Below are 16,911 nucleotides of genomic sequence, written 5' to 3'. Positions count from 1 at the left end.
GGGAGCCCGGGCACTCGGGATCCCAGGCGCTCAGGAGCTCAGCGAGTCCAGGATGCGGCGGATCGACTCCACCACCGGGGCGCCGGCGGCGGCGAGGGCGGCGACGCCGGAGATGTTGCGCAGGGCGCGGCGCAGGGTGGCGGGCGGGGTGGCCTGCCCGCCGCCGAGGTCCGCCAGCGACTCGTCCAGCACCTCGCGGTCCTCGGCCGGCACCTGCTCGCGCAACTGGCGTACCGCGGCGATGAGTTCGCGCATCGCGGCCTGCGGGTCGGCCGGGCCCTGGTGCTTGATGATGCCGATGTTGTGGTCACCGTGCTGGGTGACCGAGTCCCCGAAGTGGATGCCGCCGCTCACAGGCTGACCTTCTTTCCGGTGTTGTGGTCGCCGTACTGGTTGATCTGGTCGCCGATGTGGACGTTCTCCACCTGGAGGGCGAACTCGGCCAGCGGGTTGTCGATCGCTTCCATGATCAGCTGGATCAGGTTGCCGACCTGCTGGGCGTCGTGGCTGACCACCGCCGTGTTCGAGGAGCTGGAGGTCTCGATGACCAGCTGGTACACCGTGCGCATCTGCAGCCGCTTGACCAGCCGGTAGAGGCTGACCGCGAAGAGCGCGAGCGCCACGAGGCCGATCACGTTCTTGGTCGTCTCCTGGTTCGCGCCGCGCCCGAGCAGCGAACCGAGGAGGGCGGTGGCCACCAGCAGGCCGATCACCTGCCGGGAGAACCGGATGATCACCCGCGCGCGTTTGGGCGGCAGCAGCTGGAACTGCCGGGCCCGGGCGATGTTGTGGAGCGGATAGGCGTCGCCGCCCACCCACAGCACCCGCCGGCTGACTCTGACGTCGATCACACTGCTTCTGCGTGCCAAGGCGTCCCCCTACCCGTAGTGGCGGGGAGAACCATAGCAACGGCCGCCGACGGTGCCGACGGGAGTGCCGCCCCGCTGGTCAGGCGGCGGTGCGCGGTCGGCAGCGGGGCCCGGTCGGCAGCGGGGCCCGCTCAGGTGCTGCGGTCGGCGAGCACCTCGCGGACGACGTGGCGGGCGTTGGCGGTGAGGCCCGGATTGGTGTGACGGTAGTAGGGGATCGTCACCAGCGCGATGGAGAAGGCCCAGGCGCGGCCGCGGGCCCACATGGCGTCATCGGCGTGGAGCGCGGCGCGGAAGGCGGGGCGGGCCGAGGCGGGCAGCAGGTTCCAGGCGACGATCAGGTCGGCGGTGGGGTCGCCGACGCCCATCAGGCCGAAGTCGAGGACGGCGCCGAGCCGGCCGGACCGGTCGAGCAGGAGGTTCCCGGGGGTGAGGTCGCCGTGCATCCAGGAGGGCGGGCCGGCGTACTCGGAGAGGCGAAGTGCCTTGTCCCACAGGGCGGTTGCGGCGTGGGTGTCGACCGCTCCGGCGAGTTGGGCGATGGCCGCGCGGGTGGCGCCGTCGCGGGAGGCGAGCGGGACGCTGCGGTGGCCGGCCGGGCCGCCGGCCGGGTTGACGGCGCGCAGGGCGTTGACGAAGGCGGCGAGGTCGCGGGCGAGCGCGCCGGGAGCGGCGAGGGCGCCGACGACCGGGTTGGCGCCCTCGAACCAGCGGAGCACCGACCACTCCCAGGGGTAGCCGGCGGCGGGCCGGCCGACCGCGAGCGGGGCGGGTATCGGCCGCGGCAGTCGGGGGGCCAGCGCGGGCAGCCACTGCTTCTCGCGGCGGACGTCCCCGGCCGCCCATTCCACCCGGGGGAGCCGGACGGCGAGTTCGGGTCCGAGGCGGAACATCGCGTTGTCCGTCCCGGTGGAGGCGACCGGCGTGACCGGCAGCCCGACCCAGTCCGGGAACTGGGCGGAGATCAACCGCCTTACCAGGGCCGCGTCGATGACCAGTCCGTCGGGGTGCATCCGGGTGGCAGCGCACATGCCCGGCAGCGTACAGCGCGGATCGGTGCCCTTCAGCGGATTCCCGGAATGCGTACGGCCGGCCTCAGCTCAGCGTGACCCGCACGCCGATCGTCCCGCCCTTGCCGAAGCGCAGCACGTTCGCGGTCAGCGCGATCGCGCACAGCAGCCCGTACTTGCGGCGCAGCAGCTTCCGGTAGGCGGGCGCGCGGCCGGGGTCGAGGACGGCGGTGGCCGGGACCTGCTCGCCGAGCAGGGTGCCGCGGATGTCGCTCGGCCCGACCAGCACGTCGGAGCGGTTGCGCAGCCGCTTGACCTTGCCGGTGCGGGTGACGGTGGTGAAGACCAGCGCGTCGCCGTCGCGCGCCACCCAGACCGGGGTGGGCACGGGGGTGCCGTTCTTGCGGTGGGTGGTGAACAGCAGGTACTTGGCGGCGGCGAGTTCTTCCAGCCGGGCGGCGGCGTCCGGCGCGCGGGAGGCGTCCAGTGCGGGGGAGGTGTCCATGCGCGTCAGCGTAGGAAGGCGCAACGGGGCACCGCTTGAGTCTGGTTGGGGCCGCGGGCGGCGGGCGCCACGCCCGGCCGCCCCGGGTGCGGCCGGGAGCTGTCCCCGGTACCTGCCAGAATGCAGGGCGTACGGCGAAAGCACTGAAGGAGAAGGTGACCGGCTTCGTGACCACGCCAGTCGAACAGGTGGCCCGGCAGGCCCAGCAGGCGATCGAGCGCAAGATCGCCGAGGAACTGGGCGTTCGCGACGGGCAGGTGAAGTCCGCGGTCGAGCTGCTCGACGGCGGCGCGACCGTGCCCTTCGTGGCCCGCTACCGCAAGGAGGTCACCGGCTCCCTGGACGACGCCCAGCTGCGCACCCTGGAGGAGCGGCTGCGCTACCTGCGGGAGCTGGAGGACCGCCGGGCGGCCGTCCTGGAGTCGATCGAGGCCCAGGGCAAGCTGGACGACGCGCTGCGCGCGCAGGTGCTGGCCGCCGATTCCAAGGCCCGGCTGGAGGACATCTACCTGCCGTTCAAGCCGAAGCGGCGCACCAAGGCGCAGATTGCCCGCGAGGCGGGCCTGGAGCCGCTCGCCGAGACGCTGCTCGCCGATCCCTCGCAGGATCCGGCGGCGCTGGCCGCCCGGTTCCTGAACGAGTCCGTCGCCGAGCCGGCCGCCGCGCTGGAGGGCGCTCGGGCGATCCTGGTGGAGCGCTTCGGCGAGGACGCCGACCTGGTCGGTTCGCTGCGCGAGCGGATGTGGACCAGGGGCCGCCTGGTGGCCACCGTGCGTGACGGCAAGGAGCAGGACGGCGCCAAGTTCGCCGACTACTTCGACTTCGCCGAGCCGTACACCAAGCTCCCCTCGCACCGAATCCTGGCGATGCTGCGCGGCGAGAAGGAGGAGGTGCTGGACCTCGACCTCTCGCCGTACGACGGCGAGGAGGGCGATCTGCCCGGCGAGAGCGACTACGAGCGGCGGATCGCGGCCCGCTTCGGCATCGCCGACCACGGCCGCCCGGCCGACAAGTGGCTGGGCGACACCGTCCGTTGGGCCTGGCGCACCCGCGTCCTGGTCCGGCTCGGCATCGACCTGCGGTCGCGGCTGCGGGCCGAGGCGGAGGAGGAGGCGGTGCGCGTCTTCGCCGCCAACCTGCGCGATCTGCTGCTGGCCGCGCCGGCCGGCACCCGCGCCACCATGGGCCTGGACCCGGGCTTCCGGACGGGGGTGAAGGTCGCGGTGGTGGACGCCACCGGCAAGGTCGTCGCGTACGACACGATCTACCCGCACCAGCCCGCCAACAAGTGGGACGCCGCGCTCGCGACCCTGGCCGCGCTGGCGAAGAAGCACGCCGTCGACCTGGTGGCGATCGGCAACGGCACCGCCTCCCGGGAGACGGACAAGCTCGCCGAGGACCTGCTCAAGCGCCACCCCGAGCTGAAGCTCACCAAGGCGATGGTCAGCGAGGCGGGCGCCTCGGTCTACTCGGCCTCCGCGTTCGCCTCGCAGGAGCTGCCGGAGCTGGACGTGTCGATCCGCGGCGCGGTCTCGATCGCCCGCCGTCTCCAGGACCCGCTGGCCGAACTGGTCAAGATCGACCCGAAGTCGATCGGGGTCGGCCAGTACCAGCACGACCTGAGCGAGGTGAAGCTCTCCCGCTCGCTGGACGCGGTGGTCGAGGACTGCGTCAACGCCGTGGGCGTGGACGTCAACACCGCCTCGGCGCCGCTGCTGACCAGGGTCTCCGGCATCACCGGCACGCTCGCCGACAACATCGTGGCCCACCGCGACGCCAACGGCCCGTTCCGCACCCGCCGCCAGCTCAAGGACGTCTCCCGGCTGGGCCCGAAGGCCTTCGAGCAGTGCGCGGGCTTCCTGCGCATCCCCGACGGCGACGACCCGCTGGACGCCTCCAGCGTGCACCCCGAGGCGTACCCGGTGGTGCGCCGCATCCTGGCGTCCACCGGCGGGGAGCTGAGCGGGCTGATCGGCAACGGCGAACGGCTGCGGGCCCTGCGCCCGGGCGACTTCGCCGACGAGGTCTTCGGCATCCCGACCGTCACCGACATCCTCGGCGAGCTGGACAAGCCGGGCCGCGACCCGCGCCCGGCGTTCCGCACCGCGACCTTCAAGGAGGGCGTCGACAAGATCGGCGACCTGGAGGTCGGGATGGTACTGGAGGGCGTGGTCACCAATGTGGCTGCGTTCGGCGCCTTCGTCGACGTGGGCGTCCACCAGGACGGGCTGGTGCACGTCTCGGCGCTGTCGAGGACCTTCGTGAAGGATCCGCGCGAGGTGGTCAAGCCGGGCGACATCGTGAAGGTCCGGGTCGTCTCGGTGGACGTGCCGCGCAAGCGCATCGGGCTGACCCTGCGGCTGGACGACGAGGTCGGTCGCGACCGGGGCGGTGACCGCGGTGACCGGGGCGAGCGCGGTGAGCGCGGCGGCGACCGTGGCCGGGGCGGCGAGCGCGGGGACCGGCAGGCCCGCCCGCCGCGCCAGGAGCGCCGGGGCGGCGGCCAGGACCGGCGCGGCCAGGGCGGCGGCTCCGGCGGCTCGGGCGGTTCCGGCGGCGGCGCGCCGCTGGCGAACAGCGCGATGGCGGACGCGCTGCGCCGGGCGGGCCTGACCGGCGGCGACGCCTCGGGTGACCGCCGCTCCGGGCGGCGCTGAGCGGCTGAGGCACTGAGCGGCTGAGGCGCTGAGGCGCTGCGGCGCTGCGGCGCTGAGTAGCTGAGCGGCTGACCGCCGCGGCCGGGGCCGGTGGACGTCTGCGCGTCCGCCGGCCCCGGCCGCCGTGCGGGTCGGGTCGGGCAGGGTCAGGTCAGGAGCTTGTCCTTGGCCTTCTGGTACTCCTCCTCGGAGATGGCGCCCTTCTCCTTCAGGTCCGCCAGTCTCGCCAGGTCGTCGACGTGGCTGCCGCCGCCCCCGGGTGTGCCGGTTCCGGCCGCCTCCCGGATGTAGGCCTTGACGGCGGCCTCGCTCTGCCGGACCTGGGCGGCGTCCCGCTCGCTCATCGACTTCCCGCGGGCGATCACGTAGACCAGCACACCGATCAGCGGCAGCACGATCACCAGGAGCAGCCAGCCGGCCTTGGCCCAGCCGCCCAGGTCGTGGCTGCGGAAGACGTCTGTGATGATCTTGAACAGCAGGAAGAACCAGAGGATCCAGAGGAACAGCTCCAGCATCGTCCAGAAGATGTTGAGCACCGGGTAGTCCACGGCCAGCATGTTGGTGTCCATGGCCGAGTCATATCACCGCAAAACGGACAATGCTCTCTGCTGTTCGGCCGTTCCAGTGATCTTCCGGCCCAGCGGGAATATCTCGGAGCGGGGCTCGGAGCTGGGGCTCGGAGGGGCGGGGGTCAGCCCCGCCCGGCCCGCCGCCGCAGCTCCACGGCCAGCCCGATCAGCTCGCCCCACCAGGCGTCGTGCCCGGCCAGCAGCAGCCGCTGCGCCTCGTCCGCCGACACCGCCCGTACCTCGACGACCTGCTCGCCGTCCGCCGGGTTGGTCGGCGTCGAGTCCACCGCGACCTCCGCCCAGCCCCACAGCCACGCCTTCTCCGGGTGCGGCTGCCACGGCCGGTACGGCGTCGGGTCCTCGGTGCGGCAGCGGTGCGCGCCGAGCCAGTCCGGCTCGCCGAGCAGCCGGGCGCCGGCCTCCTCGCGCAGCTCGCGGGCCAGACAGGTGGCGATGCTCTCGTCCTGCTCCCGGGTGCCGCCGGGCAGGAACCAGTGGTCCCGGTCGTCCCGGCAGAGGACCACCTTGTCGTCCGCGAAGCCCACCAGGTGGATGTTGGTCACCAGCTCGTCCGGCGGCAGCACGGTGGAGAACAGCGCGTCGTACCGGCCCCAGGTCCAGTACTGCGGGGCGTGCAACGCGGGGAAGAGGGTGGCGAGTTCGGCGGATCTGTCGTCGGTGTCCGCCCGGTGCGTGGTGTCAGTCATTCGGTGATCGTAGTGCCGGCCGGGAAACGCCGGGGGGCGCTCGGATGGACGAGTGTGATGTCCGAGGTGGAGATGGCCCGCGGCCGGCGGCGGGTGGCCTCGACCGGCTCGCCGACCCAACTCCCCAGCGAGATCTCGGCGGTGATGCCCGGCCCGAAACCGGCGATCAGGCCGGTGGTGCCGTCGGCCACGCCGCCGTCGGCGAACAGCCGGGCGAGCGCGTCGAAGACGACGGCGCTGGCGATGTTGCCGCGCTCGGTCAGCGTCGCGCGGCTGTACCGGAAGGTGGCCGGCTCCAGGTTGAGGAAGTGGCAGAGGTCGTCGAGGATGCGCGGGCCGCCGGCGTGCACGATGTAGAAGCCCAACCCGGAGACGTCCCAGCCGTGTTCGACGGCCAGGCCGCGCAGCGCCGGGGCGAGCATCTCCATGGTGCCGGGCACCCGCTTGTCCAGCTGGAAGTGGAAGCCGGTGTCCTTGACCCCGTAGGAGATCCAGTTCTCGGTGTCCGGGACGAGGTGCGAGCCGTTGCGCTCGACGTGCACGCCGGTGCCGCCGTGTCCGCGCATCACCACGGCGGCGACGGCGTCCCCGAACAGGCCGTTGGAGAGCAGCGAGCCGACGCCGAGGTCGGTCGGCTGGTAGCAGAGCGAGCAGAACTCGCAGGACACGATCAGCACGTTGGCGCCCGGGTAGGCGCGGCAGAAGTCGTGCGCCCGGTTGACGGCGGCGCCGCCGGCCGCGCAGCCGAGCTGGGCGATCGGCATCTGGCGGGTGTCGCAGCGGAAGCCCAGGGCGTTGATCAGCCAGGCGGTCAGCGACGGCATCATGAAGCCGGTGCAGGACACGTAGATGATCAGGTCGATGTCCCGGGCGCCCAACTCGGCGTGCCGCAGCGCCCGTTCGACCACCTCGGGGACGCGGAGCTTGGCCTCCCGCTCGTAGACCGCGTTGCGGGCGGTGAAGCCCGGGTGGGTGAGGGTCTGCTCGATCGGCTGGACCAGGTGCCTGGTCCGCACCCCGGTGTTCTCGATCAGCCGCAGGGCGAGGCCGAGTTGCGGGTGGCCGGCGTGCAGGCTGCGGGCCAGGTCGAGGGTCTGGTCGAGGGTGATGACGTTCTCGGGTACGGCGACGGCAGGGCGGCAGAGTGTTGCCATGGTGCGGGTCTCCCCTGGGTGGCCTGGCCGGGCGGGCTGGCGAGCGGCCCGGGCAGGCGGCCTACGGATGCGTCGAACGGGCGCCGTGCGGTGCTCCGTGGCGGAGGCGGCGGCGCGGGGAGGAGGTCACCAGGCGAGCGGCAGGGTGCGGGGGTAGCGCCAGATCGACCCGGTGTGCCAGTCGAGTTCGGACGGCGGGACGGCGAGCCGCAGGCCGGGGAAGCGCCGCAGCAGGGTGCCGATGGCGACCTGGAGCTCCATCCGGGCCAGGTGCGCGCCGAGGCAGTGGTGCTGGCCGTGGCCGAAGGCCATGTGGGTGGGGGCGCCGCGGTCGAGGTCGAGTTCGTCGGGGCGCTCGTACATCGCCGGGTCGCGGTTGGCGGTGAGGTAGGAGACGTGGACGGCCTCGCCGGCCCGGATCAGCACGCCGCCCAGCTCGACGTCCTCGGTGGCGACCCGGGCGATGCCGACGCCCTGGCGGAACGGGATGAAGCGCAGCAGCTCCTCCAGCCCGCGCGGCAGCAGTTCGGGCTGGGCGCGCAGCTTGGCGAGCTGTTCGGGGTGGGTGAGCAGGGTGTAGGTGATGTTGCTGAGCTGGTAGGTGCTGGTGTCGTGGCCGGTGACCAGCAGGACCATCGCCATGACGGCCAGCTCCTGGTCGTCCAGCAGTTCGTCGCCGTCGCGGGCGGTGGCGAGGGAGCTGATCAGGTCCTCGCCGGGGTGGGCGCGGCGGGCGGCGGTCAGCTCGGTGAAGTAGCCGCGCAGCGCGGCCTTGGCGGCTTCCTGGCCGGCCCGGCTGCCGGGGCCCATCGTCATCATGGCGACGGCGTGGCCGCGCAGTTCGGCGCGGTCCTGCTCGGGGATGTCCAGCAGCTCGCAGATGGTGGTGAGCGGGAGCCGGCTGGAGAGGAAGTGCACCAGGTCGGCGGGGGAGCCGTGTTCGGCCATCTCGTCGAGGTAGCCGTCGACGATCCGCTGGGTGGCGGGGCGCATCCGCTCGACCTGGCGGTTGGTGAAGCCCTGGGCGACGAGGCGGCGCAGCCGGTTGTGGGCCGGCGGGTCCATCAGGTTGATCGCCTCGGCCTGGGCGATCGCGGCGGGCGTCATCCGGGGCAGGTCGCGCCCGATGCCCGCGGCGCGGCTGAACCGCCGGTCGGTGGTGACGATCCGGACGTCCTCGTAGCGGGTGGCCAGCCAGGCCTCGCCCTCGCCGTGCGGCAGTCGGATCCTGGCGATCGGGGCCTCGGTGAGCAGCCGCTTGAGGAGCGGGTCGAACTCCAGGCCGTCGGTGTGGTTGAAGGGGCAGTCCCACACGGGGGCGGAGGTAGTCACGGGCCTGTCCAGATGTCTTGGAAATGCCGCCCGAACGGTCATTTCTGGTTCGGGCGCGGACAGAGAGATGTTCCCCCATGAACTGGCAAAAATGTGAATCAGACCGGGAGTTAGCTCTAACGAGTTAGATAGATGATTGTCATGCGAATTAGGGGAGTTGACCGGACGTCATTCGGTGCCGCCTCCCGGCGAGACCAGCCCGGTCTCGTACGCGAGGACGACCGCCTGGGCCCGGTCGCGCAGGTCGAGCTTGGCGAAGATCCGGGCGACGTGCGTCTTCACCGTCGACTCGCTGAGCGTCAGTTCCATCGCCAACTCGGCGTTGGACAGCCCGCGTCCGAGCAGTGCCAGCACCTCCGCCTCGCGCGGGGTGAGCGGGGCGAGGTTGCGGTGCAGCGGCGGGCCGTCGGCGCCGGGGGCGGGGCGCGGGGCGCCGGCCGCGAAGCGTTCGACCAGCCGCCGGGTGATCGAGGGGGCGAGCAGGGCGTCCCCGGTGTCCACCAGGCGCACGGCGGCGGCGAGATGGGCGGAGGTGACGTCCTTGAGCAGGAAGCCGCTGGCCCCGGCGGCGAGGGCGGCGTAGACGTAGTGGTCGAGGTCGAAGGTGGTCAGCATGATCACCCGGCAACCGGGCGCCCGGGCGAGGATCCGGCGGGCGGCCTCCAGGCCGTCCATGCCGGGCATCCGGATGTCCAGCAGCGCGACGTCCGGCCGGTGCGCGACGGCGGCCGCCACCGCCTCGGCGCCGTCGGCGGCCTCGGCGACCACGTCGATGCCGCGCGCGGTGAGGATCATCCGGAAGCCGGTGCGGACGAGCTCCTGGTCGTCGGCGATCACCACCCGGGGGCGGCGCTCCCGCTCCGGCTGCTGCTCCGGCCCCCGCTCCACGCCGGCCCCGGTCACGGCCGGTCCAGCGGGATGCGGGCGCGGACCCGGTAGCCGCCGCCGAGCCGGCGCCGGGCGTCGAGGTCGCCGCCGTACACGGCGACGCGCTCGCGCAGGCCGAGCAGCCCGCGCCCGGCGCCGTCGGCCGGCCGGGCGGGCTGCGCGGACCCGGCGTCGGCGGGCCGCGCGGGCCCGGCGTGGGCGCCCGCCAGCACGCTCGGCCCGCTGTTGAGCACCTCCACCCGCAGGTAGTGGTCCGCGTAGCGCACCGTCACCTCGGCCGTCACCCCGTCCCCGTGCTTGAGCGCGTTGGTCAGCGCCTCCTGGATGATCCGGTACGCCGTCACGTCGACGCCGCCGGGCAGCGGTCTCGGCTCACCCGAGATCCGCACCTCCACCGGCAGCCCGGCGAAGGCGAACCGGTCGATCAGCGGCCCGAGCCGGCTCAGACTGGGCTGCGGCGCGAAACCGTCCGCCTCCTCCTCGGTGCCGTCGGCGGCCGGGGCGAGCAGCCCGAGCAGGTGCCGCAGCTCGGTCATCGCGTCGCGCCCGGCGGCCTCGACGGCGCCCATCGCCGCCGCCGCCTCCCCGGGCAGGGTGGTGATCACCTCGCGCGCGGCCCCGGCCTGGACCACCATCAGACTCACGTTGTGGCTGACGATGTCGTGCAACTCGGCCGCGATGCGCGCCCGTTCGGCGTCCACGGCGGTACGGGCGGCGCTCTCCCGCTCCCGTTCCAGCAGCCAGCCGCGCTCGCCGATGGCCGCCCGGTGCAGCCGCCGCGCCCGGGCGAGCGCGACGCCCAGCCAGCCGGCCGCCGCGACCGCCGTACCCGCCACCGCCGCACTCGCCACCGCTACGGCGGCCCAGTCCGTCCCCGTTCCCCACACGCCGCCAGTTTCCCAGTCCAGGCCATGATCGACATCATCCGGGGGTGCCGCCCGCGTACATCCCGGGTACTACGGCCGCCCCGGCTACACCCCGGGTGGGACGCCCGGCCCGGGGGCCCGCGCCTACCGTCGTCCACCATGAGCAACGACCACGACGGGACCACCCCGCCGGACGACGTGCAGACCGTCGTCGAGCTGTCCGGGGTCCACAAGGAGTTCGGCGACGCCAAGGCGCTCGACGGCGTCGACCTGCGGATCCGGGCGGGCGAGGCGGTCGCCGTGATGGGCCCCTCCGGGTGCGGCAAGTCCACCCTGCTGAACATGGTCGCCGGGCTGGACCGGCCGACCTCCGGCACCGTCCGGGTGCACGGCCAGGACCTCGGGCAGCTGAACGAGACCGGGCTGGCCCTGTTCCGCCGCCGCCACATCGGCATGATCTTCCAGTTCTTCAACCTGATCGACGACCTGCCCGCCCTCGACAACGTCGCCCTGGCCGCCCAGCTGACCGGCACCACGGCCCGCCAGGCGCGCCGCCGCGCCCTGGAACTGCTGGACGAACTCGGCGTCGCGCACCGCAAGGACACCTACCCGGCCGCGCTCAGCGGCGGCGAGCGCCAGCGGGTCGCGGTGGCCCGGGCCCTGATGAACCGCCCGGCGCTGCTGCTCGCCGACGAGCCGACCGGCGCACTGGACAGCCGCTCCGGCGAGCAGGTGATGGACCTGCTGATCGACCTCAACCAGATCGGCCAGACCCTGCTGATCGTCACCCACGACCCCAACCTGGCCACCCGCTGCGCCAGCCGCCTGGTCGAGGTCGCGGACGGCAAGGTGGCGCGCGAGCGGGCCCTGGAGGCGTCCGCATGACCGGCGCCGTGTGGCGGGCGTCCCGGGCGGCCGTGAAGCGCCGCCGGGTGCAGACCTTCGTGATCGGCCTGGTCGTCTTCTGCTCCACCACGACCGTGCTGCTCGCCCTGGCGGTGATCAGCGCCGCCCGGGCCCCCTTCGACGACGCCTTCGACGCCGAGCGCGGCGCGCACGTCGTGGCGGCCTTCGACCCGGCCAGGGTCTCGGCGGAGCAGCTGGCCGCCACCGCCCACCGGCCGGGCGTGGAGGCGGCCGCCGGGCCGTTCGACCAGGCCGTGGTGGAGATCCCCACCGACTGGGTCGGCCGCCCGCCGGGCCCGCTGACCCTGGTCGGCCGGGCCGATCCGGCCGGGCCGGTGGACCGGGTGCAGCTGCTGGGCGGCCGCTGGGCCACGGCGCCCGGAGAGGTGGTCATCCAGCAGCCGGGCGGCGGCGCCGCGACGATGTTCCTCGGCACCTCGCTCACCACCGCCACCGGGCTGAAGCTCACCATCGTCGGCTTCGCCAGCGGCATGAGCCAGTCCGCCGGCGGCTGGGTCGTCCCCGAGCAGGCGGCCGCCCTGCACCCCACCGGCCGTCAGATGCTCTACCGCTTCGCCGACGCGGACACCGAGCAGCGGCTGACGGCCTCCCTCGGCGCGGCCACCGAGGGACTGCCCGAGGGCGCGCTCGCCAGCGCGCAGTCGTACCTGGTGCTCAAGCAGGCCTTCTCCGCCGGCGCCGACGCCTACCTGCCGGTGATGACGGTCTTCGGCGTGCTCGGCCTGGTCGTCGCGGCGCTGATCGTCGGCAACGTGGTGAGCGGCGCGGTGGTCTCCGGCTACCGGCACATCGGCGTGCTGAAGTCGATCGGCTTCACCCCGCGCCAGGTGGTCACGGTCTACCTGACCATGGTCTCGGTGCCCGCGGTCGTCGGCACGGTCCTCGGGACGGCGGCCGGCTGGGCGGGGGCGTACCCGATCCTGGAGACCGCCTTCAGCGGCATCTCGACCGGCACCGCCGTGATCGAGCCGGCCGGCTGGCTGCCCGCCGCCACCCTGGTCGGCGTCCCGCTGCTGGTCGTCGCCGCCGCGTTCGTCCCGGCCTCGCGCGCCCACCGGCTCTCCGCCGCCCAGGCGATCTCGGCCGGCAGCGCCCCGCGCACCGGGCGTGGGCTGAAGGTCCAGCGCCGGCTGAGCGGCACCCGGCTGCCGCGCGCCGTCAGCCTCGGCCTCGGCCAGCCCTTCGCCCGCCCGGGCCGGACGGCGCTGACCATGGCGGCGATCGTGCTCGGCGTGGTCACCGTGACGGTCACCACCGGCCTGAGCAGCACCCTGGCCAGGAGCATGGCCCCGGCCGACGACAAGACCCACGTCAACGTGCAGACCGGCCACTTCCAGGGCAACACGGTCGAGCCGCGGCTGACCCCGGCCCAGACCGAGGCGATGCTGCGCGCCACCCCGGGGGCCGCGCAGGTCGTCACCCGGGGGCTGGTCCGGGTGGGCGTGGTCGGCCACACCCAGCCCGTCTTCATGGACTTCTACGGCGGCGACGACATCGCCGGCACCAGGTGGCTGCGGGTGGTCAAGGGCCGCCCGGCGACCGGGCCGGACGAGGTCCAGGCCGGGCCGGCCTTCCTCGACCAGCGCGGGCTCAGGCTCGGCGACCGGATCACCCTGACCCTGGAGGGACGACAGCGGGCCGTCACCATCGTCGGCGAGGAGATCCAGGGCAACGCGAACGCGATCACCTCCAACGACGCCACCCGGGCCGCGCTCACCCCCGACCCGCACACGGTCGAGTACGACGTGCGGCTCGCCGACGGCGCCGACGCCGCCGCCTACCGGAAGGCGGTCACCGACGCCGACCCGAGCCTGACGCCCTCGGTGGTCGCGGAGAGTTCGGCGGGGCCCGTCGTCGCGATCCAGACCTTCAGCACGACCTTCACCGTCCTGCTGTCGGTGGTCGCCTCGCTGGGCGTCTTCAACACCCTGCTGCTCACCATCCGCGAGCGCCGCCGGGACATCGGCATGCTGAAGTCCATCGGCATGACGCCCCGCCAGGTCGTCGCGATGACGGTCACCTCGGTGGCCTGGCAGGGCGCGCTCAGCGGCGTCATCGGCATCCCGGTCGGGATCGTGGTGCACCGGCTGATCGCCGAGAACGTCCGGATCCTGGCCTTCCCGGAGCACATGATCGACGTCTGGGGTGCCCCGCTGCTGGCCGGGCTCGCGCTGGCGGGCGTCGCGATCGCCGTCCTCGGCGCCCTCGTCCCGGCCCGCTCGGCGGCCCGGCTGCCGATCGCCGAGGTGCTGCACAACGAGTGAGCGGGGGCGGCGCGAGGGCGGCCGGGCGGTTCGTCGCCCGGCCGTCCGGCGTGTCCGTCAGGTTCGCCACGCCTTCGGCCGCTTGGCTGACGCAGGATCAGGGCCCGGCGTTCGAGCGCCTATCATCGCGCCATGGCCACCGCTGAGCTGATCCGCATCGTCTCCCGCTCCTCGCCCATGGCGCTCGCCCAGGTCGAGCGGGTCCGCGCCGAACTCGCCGCCCTGCACCCGGGCCTGCGCACCGAGGTGGTGCCGGTCACCACCTCCGGCGACCGCTGGATGGGCGACCTCGCCCGGCTCGGCGGCAAGGGCGCGTTCACCAAGGAGGTCGACGCCGCGCTGCTCGCCGGAGAGGCCGACGTCGCCGTGCACTGCCTCAAGGACGTGCCCGCCGACCGCCCGCTGCCCGCCGGCACCGTCTTCGCCGCCTACCTGCGCCGCGACGACATCCGCGACGCCCTCGTCCACCCCGGCGGCCTGACCCTCGCCGAACTGCCGCCCGGCACCCGGATCGGCACCTCCTCCGTCCGCCGGGTCGCCCAACTCGCCGCCTCCCACCCGCACCTGGTGTGCGTGCCGATCCGCGGCAACGCCAACAGCCGGCTGGCCAAGCTGGCCGCCGGGGAGGCCGACGCGCTGCTGCTCGCCGTCTCCGGGCTGGAGCGGATCGGCGAGCAGGCGCGGATCACCGAGATCCTGGACCTCGACGCGATGTGCCCGCCGATCGGCGCCGGCATCCTCGTCCTGCAGTGCCGCGAGGACGACGTCGTCACCGTCGACGCGGTCGCCGCGCTCGGCCACCGCGACACCTGGCGCGAGGCGGCGGCCGAGCGGATGTTCCTGCACGTCCTCCAGGGCCACTGCAACAGCCCGATCGCCGGTTACGCCAAGGCCGAACCGGACGGTCGGCTCTCGATGCGCGGCCGGGTCTTCAGCCCGGACGGCAAGCAGGTGCTGGACGCCCACGAGTGGGCCGGCGCGCTCAGCCCCGAGGACCTCGGCACCTCCACGGCGCTGGCGCTCAAGCGGCAGGGCGCACAGGAGCTGATCGCGGGCATCCCGCACTGACCCCCGGCACCCCGAACCGATCTCCGGTATCCCGCACTGATGTCCAGCATCCCGCACTGGTTTCCGGCTCTGCGACCGACCGCTACCGGAACAGCAGTTCGGCGAAGCGGTCCACCTGGTCCACCTCGGGGGACCAGCAGTACAGCATCACCTCGTCCGCGCCGATGGCCGTGAAGCCGGCCACGGCGGCCCGGACCGCCTCCGGCGTGGTGAGCAGGCCCTCCTCCATCCGGTCGGCGCGGCCGCTGGACTCGTAGTACGCGCGGATGTTGCGCCGGGCCTGCTCGACCGTCTCCGCCGAGCCGAGGACGGCGTTCGCCTGGGCGACCAGCCGGGGCCGACCGTCGCGGCCGTGCCGCTGCCAGGACTTCTCGACGTCCTGGAACAGCCCGGCCATCACCTCCGGCGGCACCCCCGCGCCGAGGAAGCCGTCCCCGAACCGGCCGACCCGGTCCAGCGCGGCCGGGGCGAAGCCGCCGAACAGCACCTCGGGGCCGCCCGGCGTCGCCGGCGCGGGCCCGACCGGGCCGACCCCCTCGCCGAACGGCTCACCGGCCCAGAGTCGGCGCAGCACCGCCATCCGCTCGTCCAGGAGCCGGCCCCGGCGGCGCGGGTCGATGCCGGCGGCCAGGAAGTCGTCCTCCCGGCCGCCGACGCCGAGGCCGAGCGTGAACCGCCCGCCGGAGAGCAGGTCCAGGGTGGCGGTCTGCTTGGCGAGCAGCGCGGGGACGTGGTGCGGCGCGAGCAGCACCTCGGTCTGGAGGCGGACGCGGGACGTGGCGCCGGCCAGGGCGGCCAGCGTCACCAGCGGTTCGGGGTTGTCGAACACCACCCGGTCCGCCAGGCCGAGCGTGCTGAACGGGCCGGCGTCGGCCCGCCGGGCCCACTCGAACAGCAGGACGGGGTCCTGGAGGGGCAGACCGAGGCCGATCTTGACGGCCTGCGGGGCGGTTTGCGGGGCGGGCTGGGAGGTGGGCTGAGGGTCGGGCTGCATGGGGATCATCCTCCGGAGGGCAGGCCGCATACGGGCGCCGCTCCTCCGCGGCCCGCGCGCGGTGCACGGCCCTGCTCCCCGTCCTGCGGCTCGTCGTTCCGGGGAGCGTGCTCGTCGGAGTGCGGCGACGGTGGCGCGAGGTGTTCCCTGGGTCCAACGCCGTTCCCCTCGCGTCCGTGCCTGGAATGATGCCCGGGAATCACCGCGGAGTTGACGATTCGCCATGCCCGGCGTCCGAAATCGGCTCGCTCGGGGGGTGCGGGAACCGGCAGAGTACGCCCATGACCACCGCGGGCTTGGACGACGACGGCTTCATCGCACGGGAGGGCTCATTGGGCCGGGTGCCCGAGGTGTTCGCACCCGTGGTCGCCGCCGCCCGGACGCTGATCGCCGAGGTCTTCGACCGCCCCCGGCTGCACAGCGCCTACCTCTACGGCAGCATCCCGCGCGGTACCGCGATCCCCGAGGTCTCCGATCTCGATCTCCTGCTCGCCCTGAGGCAGGAGCCCTCCGCCGCCGACCGGGCCGATGCCGATGCGCTCGAATCCCGCCTCGATGCTTCCTTCCCGCAGGTCAACGGTGTCGGAATCCTCGTGTTCAGTGCCGACACGCTGCTGAGCGAGCTCGAACGTCACGATCTGGGCTGGTTCGTGGCCTGCCTGTGCACCCCTTTGCTCGGTGACGACCTCGCCGCCGGACTGCCCCGCTACCGCCCCACCTCCACGCTCGCCCGTGAGACCAACGGTGATCTCGCCCTTGCCCTCCCGCGCTGGCGCGAGCGGGCGGGCTCGGCCGGTACACCCGCCGAACGCCGAGCGCTCGGCCGCGCGGTCGCCCGCCGGATCGTGCGGACGGGCTTCACCCTGGTGATGCCGCGGTGGGGTGGTTGGACCAGCGATCTCGCCGAGTCCGCCGGGGCGTTCGCCCACTACTACCCGGAGCGCGCCGAGCAGATGCGTCTGGCGGCGACCGTGGCGCGCACGCCGACGGCGGACCCGGCCGTCCTCACGGTGCTCACCGAGGACCTCGGGCCGTGGCTGGCGGCCGAGTACACCGCCGTCCACGGGGAGAAGACGCCCCGGACCTGAAATCGGACACGCC

General features: G+C 73.7%; 16 protein-coding genes. 5 read left to right on the top strand and 11 right to left on the bottom strand.

Annotation, left to right across the window (positions count from 1 at the left end):
• Positions 1-30: 30 nt before the first annotated feature.
• The 4 genes from ACFVTF_RS08845 to ACFVTF_RS08830 form a co-directional block, all read right to left on the bottom strand.
• On the bottom strand, positions 31-354 hold the full coding sequence (locus ACFVTF_RS08845; RefSeq protein WP_363619038.1) for a hypothetical protein: 324 nt from the start codon (positions 352-354) through the stop codon (positions 31-33).
• Entirely contained in the window at positions 351-851 is a 501-nt protein-coding gene (locus ACFVTF_RS08840) for a DUF6232 family protein (protein WP_387811069.1), read from the bottom strand. Before ACFVTF_RS08840 ends, ACFVTF_RS08845 begins: the two co-directional genes overlap by 4 nt.
• A gap of 149 nt (positions 852-1,000) precedes the next feature.
• On the bottom strand, positions 1,001-1,900 hold the full coding sequence (locus ACFVTF_RS08835; protein ID WP_371516451.1) for an aminoglycoside phosphotransferase family protein: 900 nt from the start codon (positions 1,898-1,900) through the stop codon (positions 1,001-1,003).
• Positions 1,901-1,964: 64 nt separating this feature from the next.
• On the bottom strand, positions 1,965-2,384 hold the full coding sequence (locus ACFVTF_RS08830; RefSeq protein ID WP_387811066.1) for a PPOX class F420-dependent oxidoreductase: 420 nt from the start codon (positions 2,382-2,384) through the stop codon (positions 1,965-1,967).
• A gap of 167 nt (positions 2,385-2,551) precedes the next feature.
• Between ACFVTF_RS08830 and ACFVTF_RS08825 the strand changes: the two genes are divergently transcribed.
• On the top strand, positions 2,552-5,041 hold the full coding sequence (locus tag ACFVTF_RS08825) for a Tex family protein (protein WP_387811064.1): 2,490 nt from the start codon (positions 2,552-2,554) through the stop codon (positions 5,039-5,041).
• 146 nt (positions 5,042-5,187) lie between these two features.
• Here the strand turns inward: ACFVTF_RS08825 and ACFVTF_RS08820 are convergent, their stop codons facing one another.
• From ACFVTF_RS08820 to ACFVTF_RS08795, 6 genes are all read right to left on the bottom strand, one after another.
• Positions 5,188-5,610 carry an SHOCT domain-containing protein gene (locus tag ACFVTF_RS08820; protein ID WP_371516448.1) on the bottom strand — a complete coding sequence of 141 codons (423 nt, stop codon included), beginning with the start codon at positions 5,608-5,610 and terminating at the stop codon, positions 5,188-5,190.
• A gap of 122 nt (positions 5,611-5,732) precedes the next feature.
• Positions 5,733-6,317 (bottom strand): NUDIX hydrolase, encoded by a 585-nt coding sequence (locus ACFVTF_RS08815; RefSeq protein ID WP_371516447.1) that lies wholly within the window; start codon positions 6,315-6,317, stop codon positions 5,733-5,735.
• Positions 6,314-7,471: a type III polyketide synthase gene (locus ACFVTF_RS08810; RefSeq protein WP_387811060.1), complete on the bottom strand. Its 1,158-nt coding sequence runs from the start codon at positions 7,469-7,471 to the stop codon at positions 6,314-6,316. Before ACFVTF_RS08810 ends, ACFVTF_RS08815 begins: the two co-directional genes overlap by 4 nt.
• Before the next feature lie 126 nt (positions 7,472-7,597).
• The gene (locus tag ACFVTF_RS08805) at positions 7,598-8,845 is read right to left on the bottom strand and encodes a cytochrome P450 (RefSeq protein ID WP_387811057.1); all 1,248 of its coding nucleotides are present in this window, start codon (positions 8,843-8,845) and stop codon (positions 7,598-7,600) included.
• A 126-nt stretch (positions 8,846-8,971) separates the two neighbouring features.
• A complete protein-coding gene (locus ACFVTF_RS08800) occupies positions 8,972-9,706 on the bottom strand; it encodes a response regulator (RefSeq protein ID WP_387811054.1) in 735 nt (244 codons plus the stop codon).
• A complete protein-coding gene (locus tag ACFVTF_RS08795; protein ID WP_387811051.1) occupies positions 9,703-10,578 on the bottom strand; it encodes a sensor histidine kinase in 876 nt (291 codons plus the stop codon). The genes ACFVTF_RS08800 and ACFVTF_RS08795 overlap by 4 nt, the downstream gene beginning before the upstream one ends.
• Positions 10,579-10,716: 138 nt before the next feature.
• Between ACFVTF_RS08795 and ACFVTF_RS08790 the strand changes: the two genes are divergently transcribed.
• From ACFVTF_RS08790 to hemC, 3 genes are all read left to right on the top strand, one after another.
• A complete protein-coding gene (locus ACFVTF_RS08790) occupies positions 10,717-11,442 on the top strand; it encodes an ABC transporter ATP-binding protein (protein ID WP_387811048.1) in 726 nt (241 codons plus the stop codon).
• A complete protein-coding gene (locus ACFVTF_RS08785) occupies positions 11,439-13,748 on the top strand; it encodes an ABC transporter permease (protein WP_387811045.1) in 2,310 nt (769 codons plus the stop codon). Before ACFVTF_RS08790 ends, ACFVTF_RS08785 begins: the two co-directional genes overlap by 4 nt.
• Before the next feature lie 132 nt (positions 13,749-13,880).
• Positions 13,881-14,816, top strand: coding sequence for a hydroxymethylbilane synthase (gene hemC, locus ACFVTF_RS08780; RefSeq protein ID WP_350886445.1), 936 nt, complete (start codon positions 13,881-13,883; stop codon positions 14,814-14,816).
• Between the two features lie 82 nt (positions 14,817-14,898).
• On the opposite strand, the gene ACFVTF_RS08775 is transcribed toward hemC, so the two are convergent.
• Entirely contained in the window at positions 14,899-15,810 is a 912-nt protein-coding gene (locus ACFVTF_RS08775; protein ID WP_371516441.1) for an LLM class flavin-dependent oxidoreductase, read from the bottom strand.
• A 281-nt stretch (positions 15,811-16,091) separates the two neighbouring features.
• Between ACFVTF_RS08775 and ACFVTF_RS08770 the strand changes: the two genes are divergently transcribed.
• Positions 16,092-16,898 (top strand): nucleotidyltransferase, encoded by an 807-nt coding sequence (locus ACFVTF_RS08770; protein WP_387811041.1) that lies wholly within the window; start codon positions 16,092-16,094, stop codon positions 16,896-16,898.
• Positions 16,899-16,911: the final 13 nt, after the last annotated feature.

The organism is Kitasatospora sp. NPDC057940 (assembly GCF_042887425.1).
GTDB lineage: Bacteria > Actinomycetota > Actinomycetes > Streptomycetales > Streptomycetaceae > Kitasatospora.
The sequence above is the reverse complement of the archived record's forward strand: the minus strand, read 5'-3'. Positions and strand labels throughout refer to the sequence as shown.

Excerpts from the sequence above, each read along its gene's own strand:
- ACFVTF_RS08810 (WP_387811060.1), bottom strand. The coding sequence starts at position 7,471 with ATGGCAACACTCTGCCGCCCTGCCGTCGCCGTACCCGAGAACGTCATC.
- ACFVTF_RS08775 (WP_371516441.1), bottom strand. The coding sequence starts at position 15,810 with ATGCAGCCCGACCCTCAGCCCACCTCCCAGCCCGCCCCGCAAACCGCC.
- ACFVTF_RS08815 (WP_371516447.1), bottom strand. The coding sequence starts at position 6,317 with ATGACTGACACCACGCACCGGGCGGACACCGACGACAGATCCGCCGAA.
- ACFVTF_RS08770 (WP_387811041.1), top strand. The coding sequence starts at position 16,092 with ATGACCACCGCGGGCTTGGACGACGACGGCTTCATCGCACGGGAGGGC.
- ACFVTF_RS08830 (WP_387811066.1), bottom strand. The coding sequence starts at position 2,384 with ATGGACACCTCCCCCGCACTGGACGCCTCCCGCGCGCCGGACGCCGCC.
- ACFVTF_RS08785 (WP_387811045.1), top strand. The coding sequence starts at position 11,439 with ATGACCGGCGCCGTGTGGCGGGCGTCCCGGGCGGCCGTGAAGCGCCGC.
- ACFVTF_RS08820 (WP_371516448.1), bottom strand. The coding sequence starts at position 5,610 with ATGGACACCAACATGCTGGCCGTGGACTACCCGGTGCTCAACATCTTC.
- ACFVTF_RS08835 (WP_371516451.1), bottom strand. The coding sequence starts at position 1,900 with ATGTGCGCTGCCACCCGGATGCACCCCGACGGACTGGTCATCGACGCG.
- hemC (WP_350886445.1), top strand. The coding sequence starts at position 13,881 with ATGGCCACCGCTGAGCTGATCCGCATCGTCTCCCGCTCCTCGCCCATG.
- ACFVTF_RS08805 (WP_387811057.1), bottom strand. The coding sequence starts at position 8,845 with ATGACCGTTCGGGCGGCATTTCCAAGACATCTGGACAGGCCCGTGACT.
- ACFVTF_RS08790 (WP_387811048.1), top strand. The coding sequence starts at position 10,717 with ATGAGCAACGACCACGACGGGACCACCCCGCCGGACGACGTGCAGACC.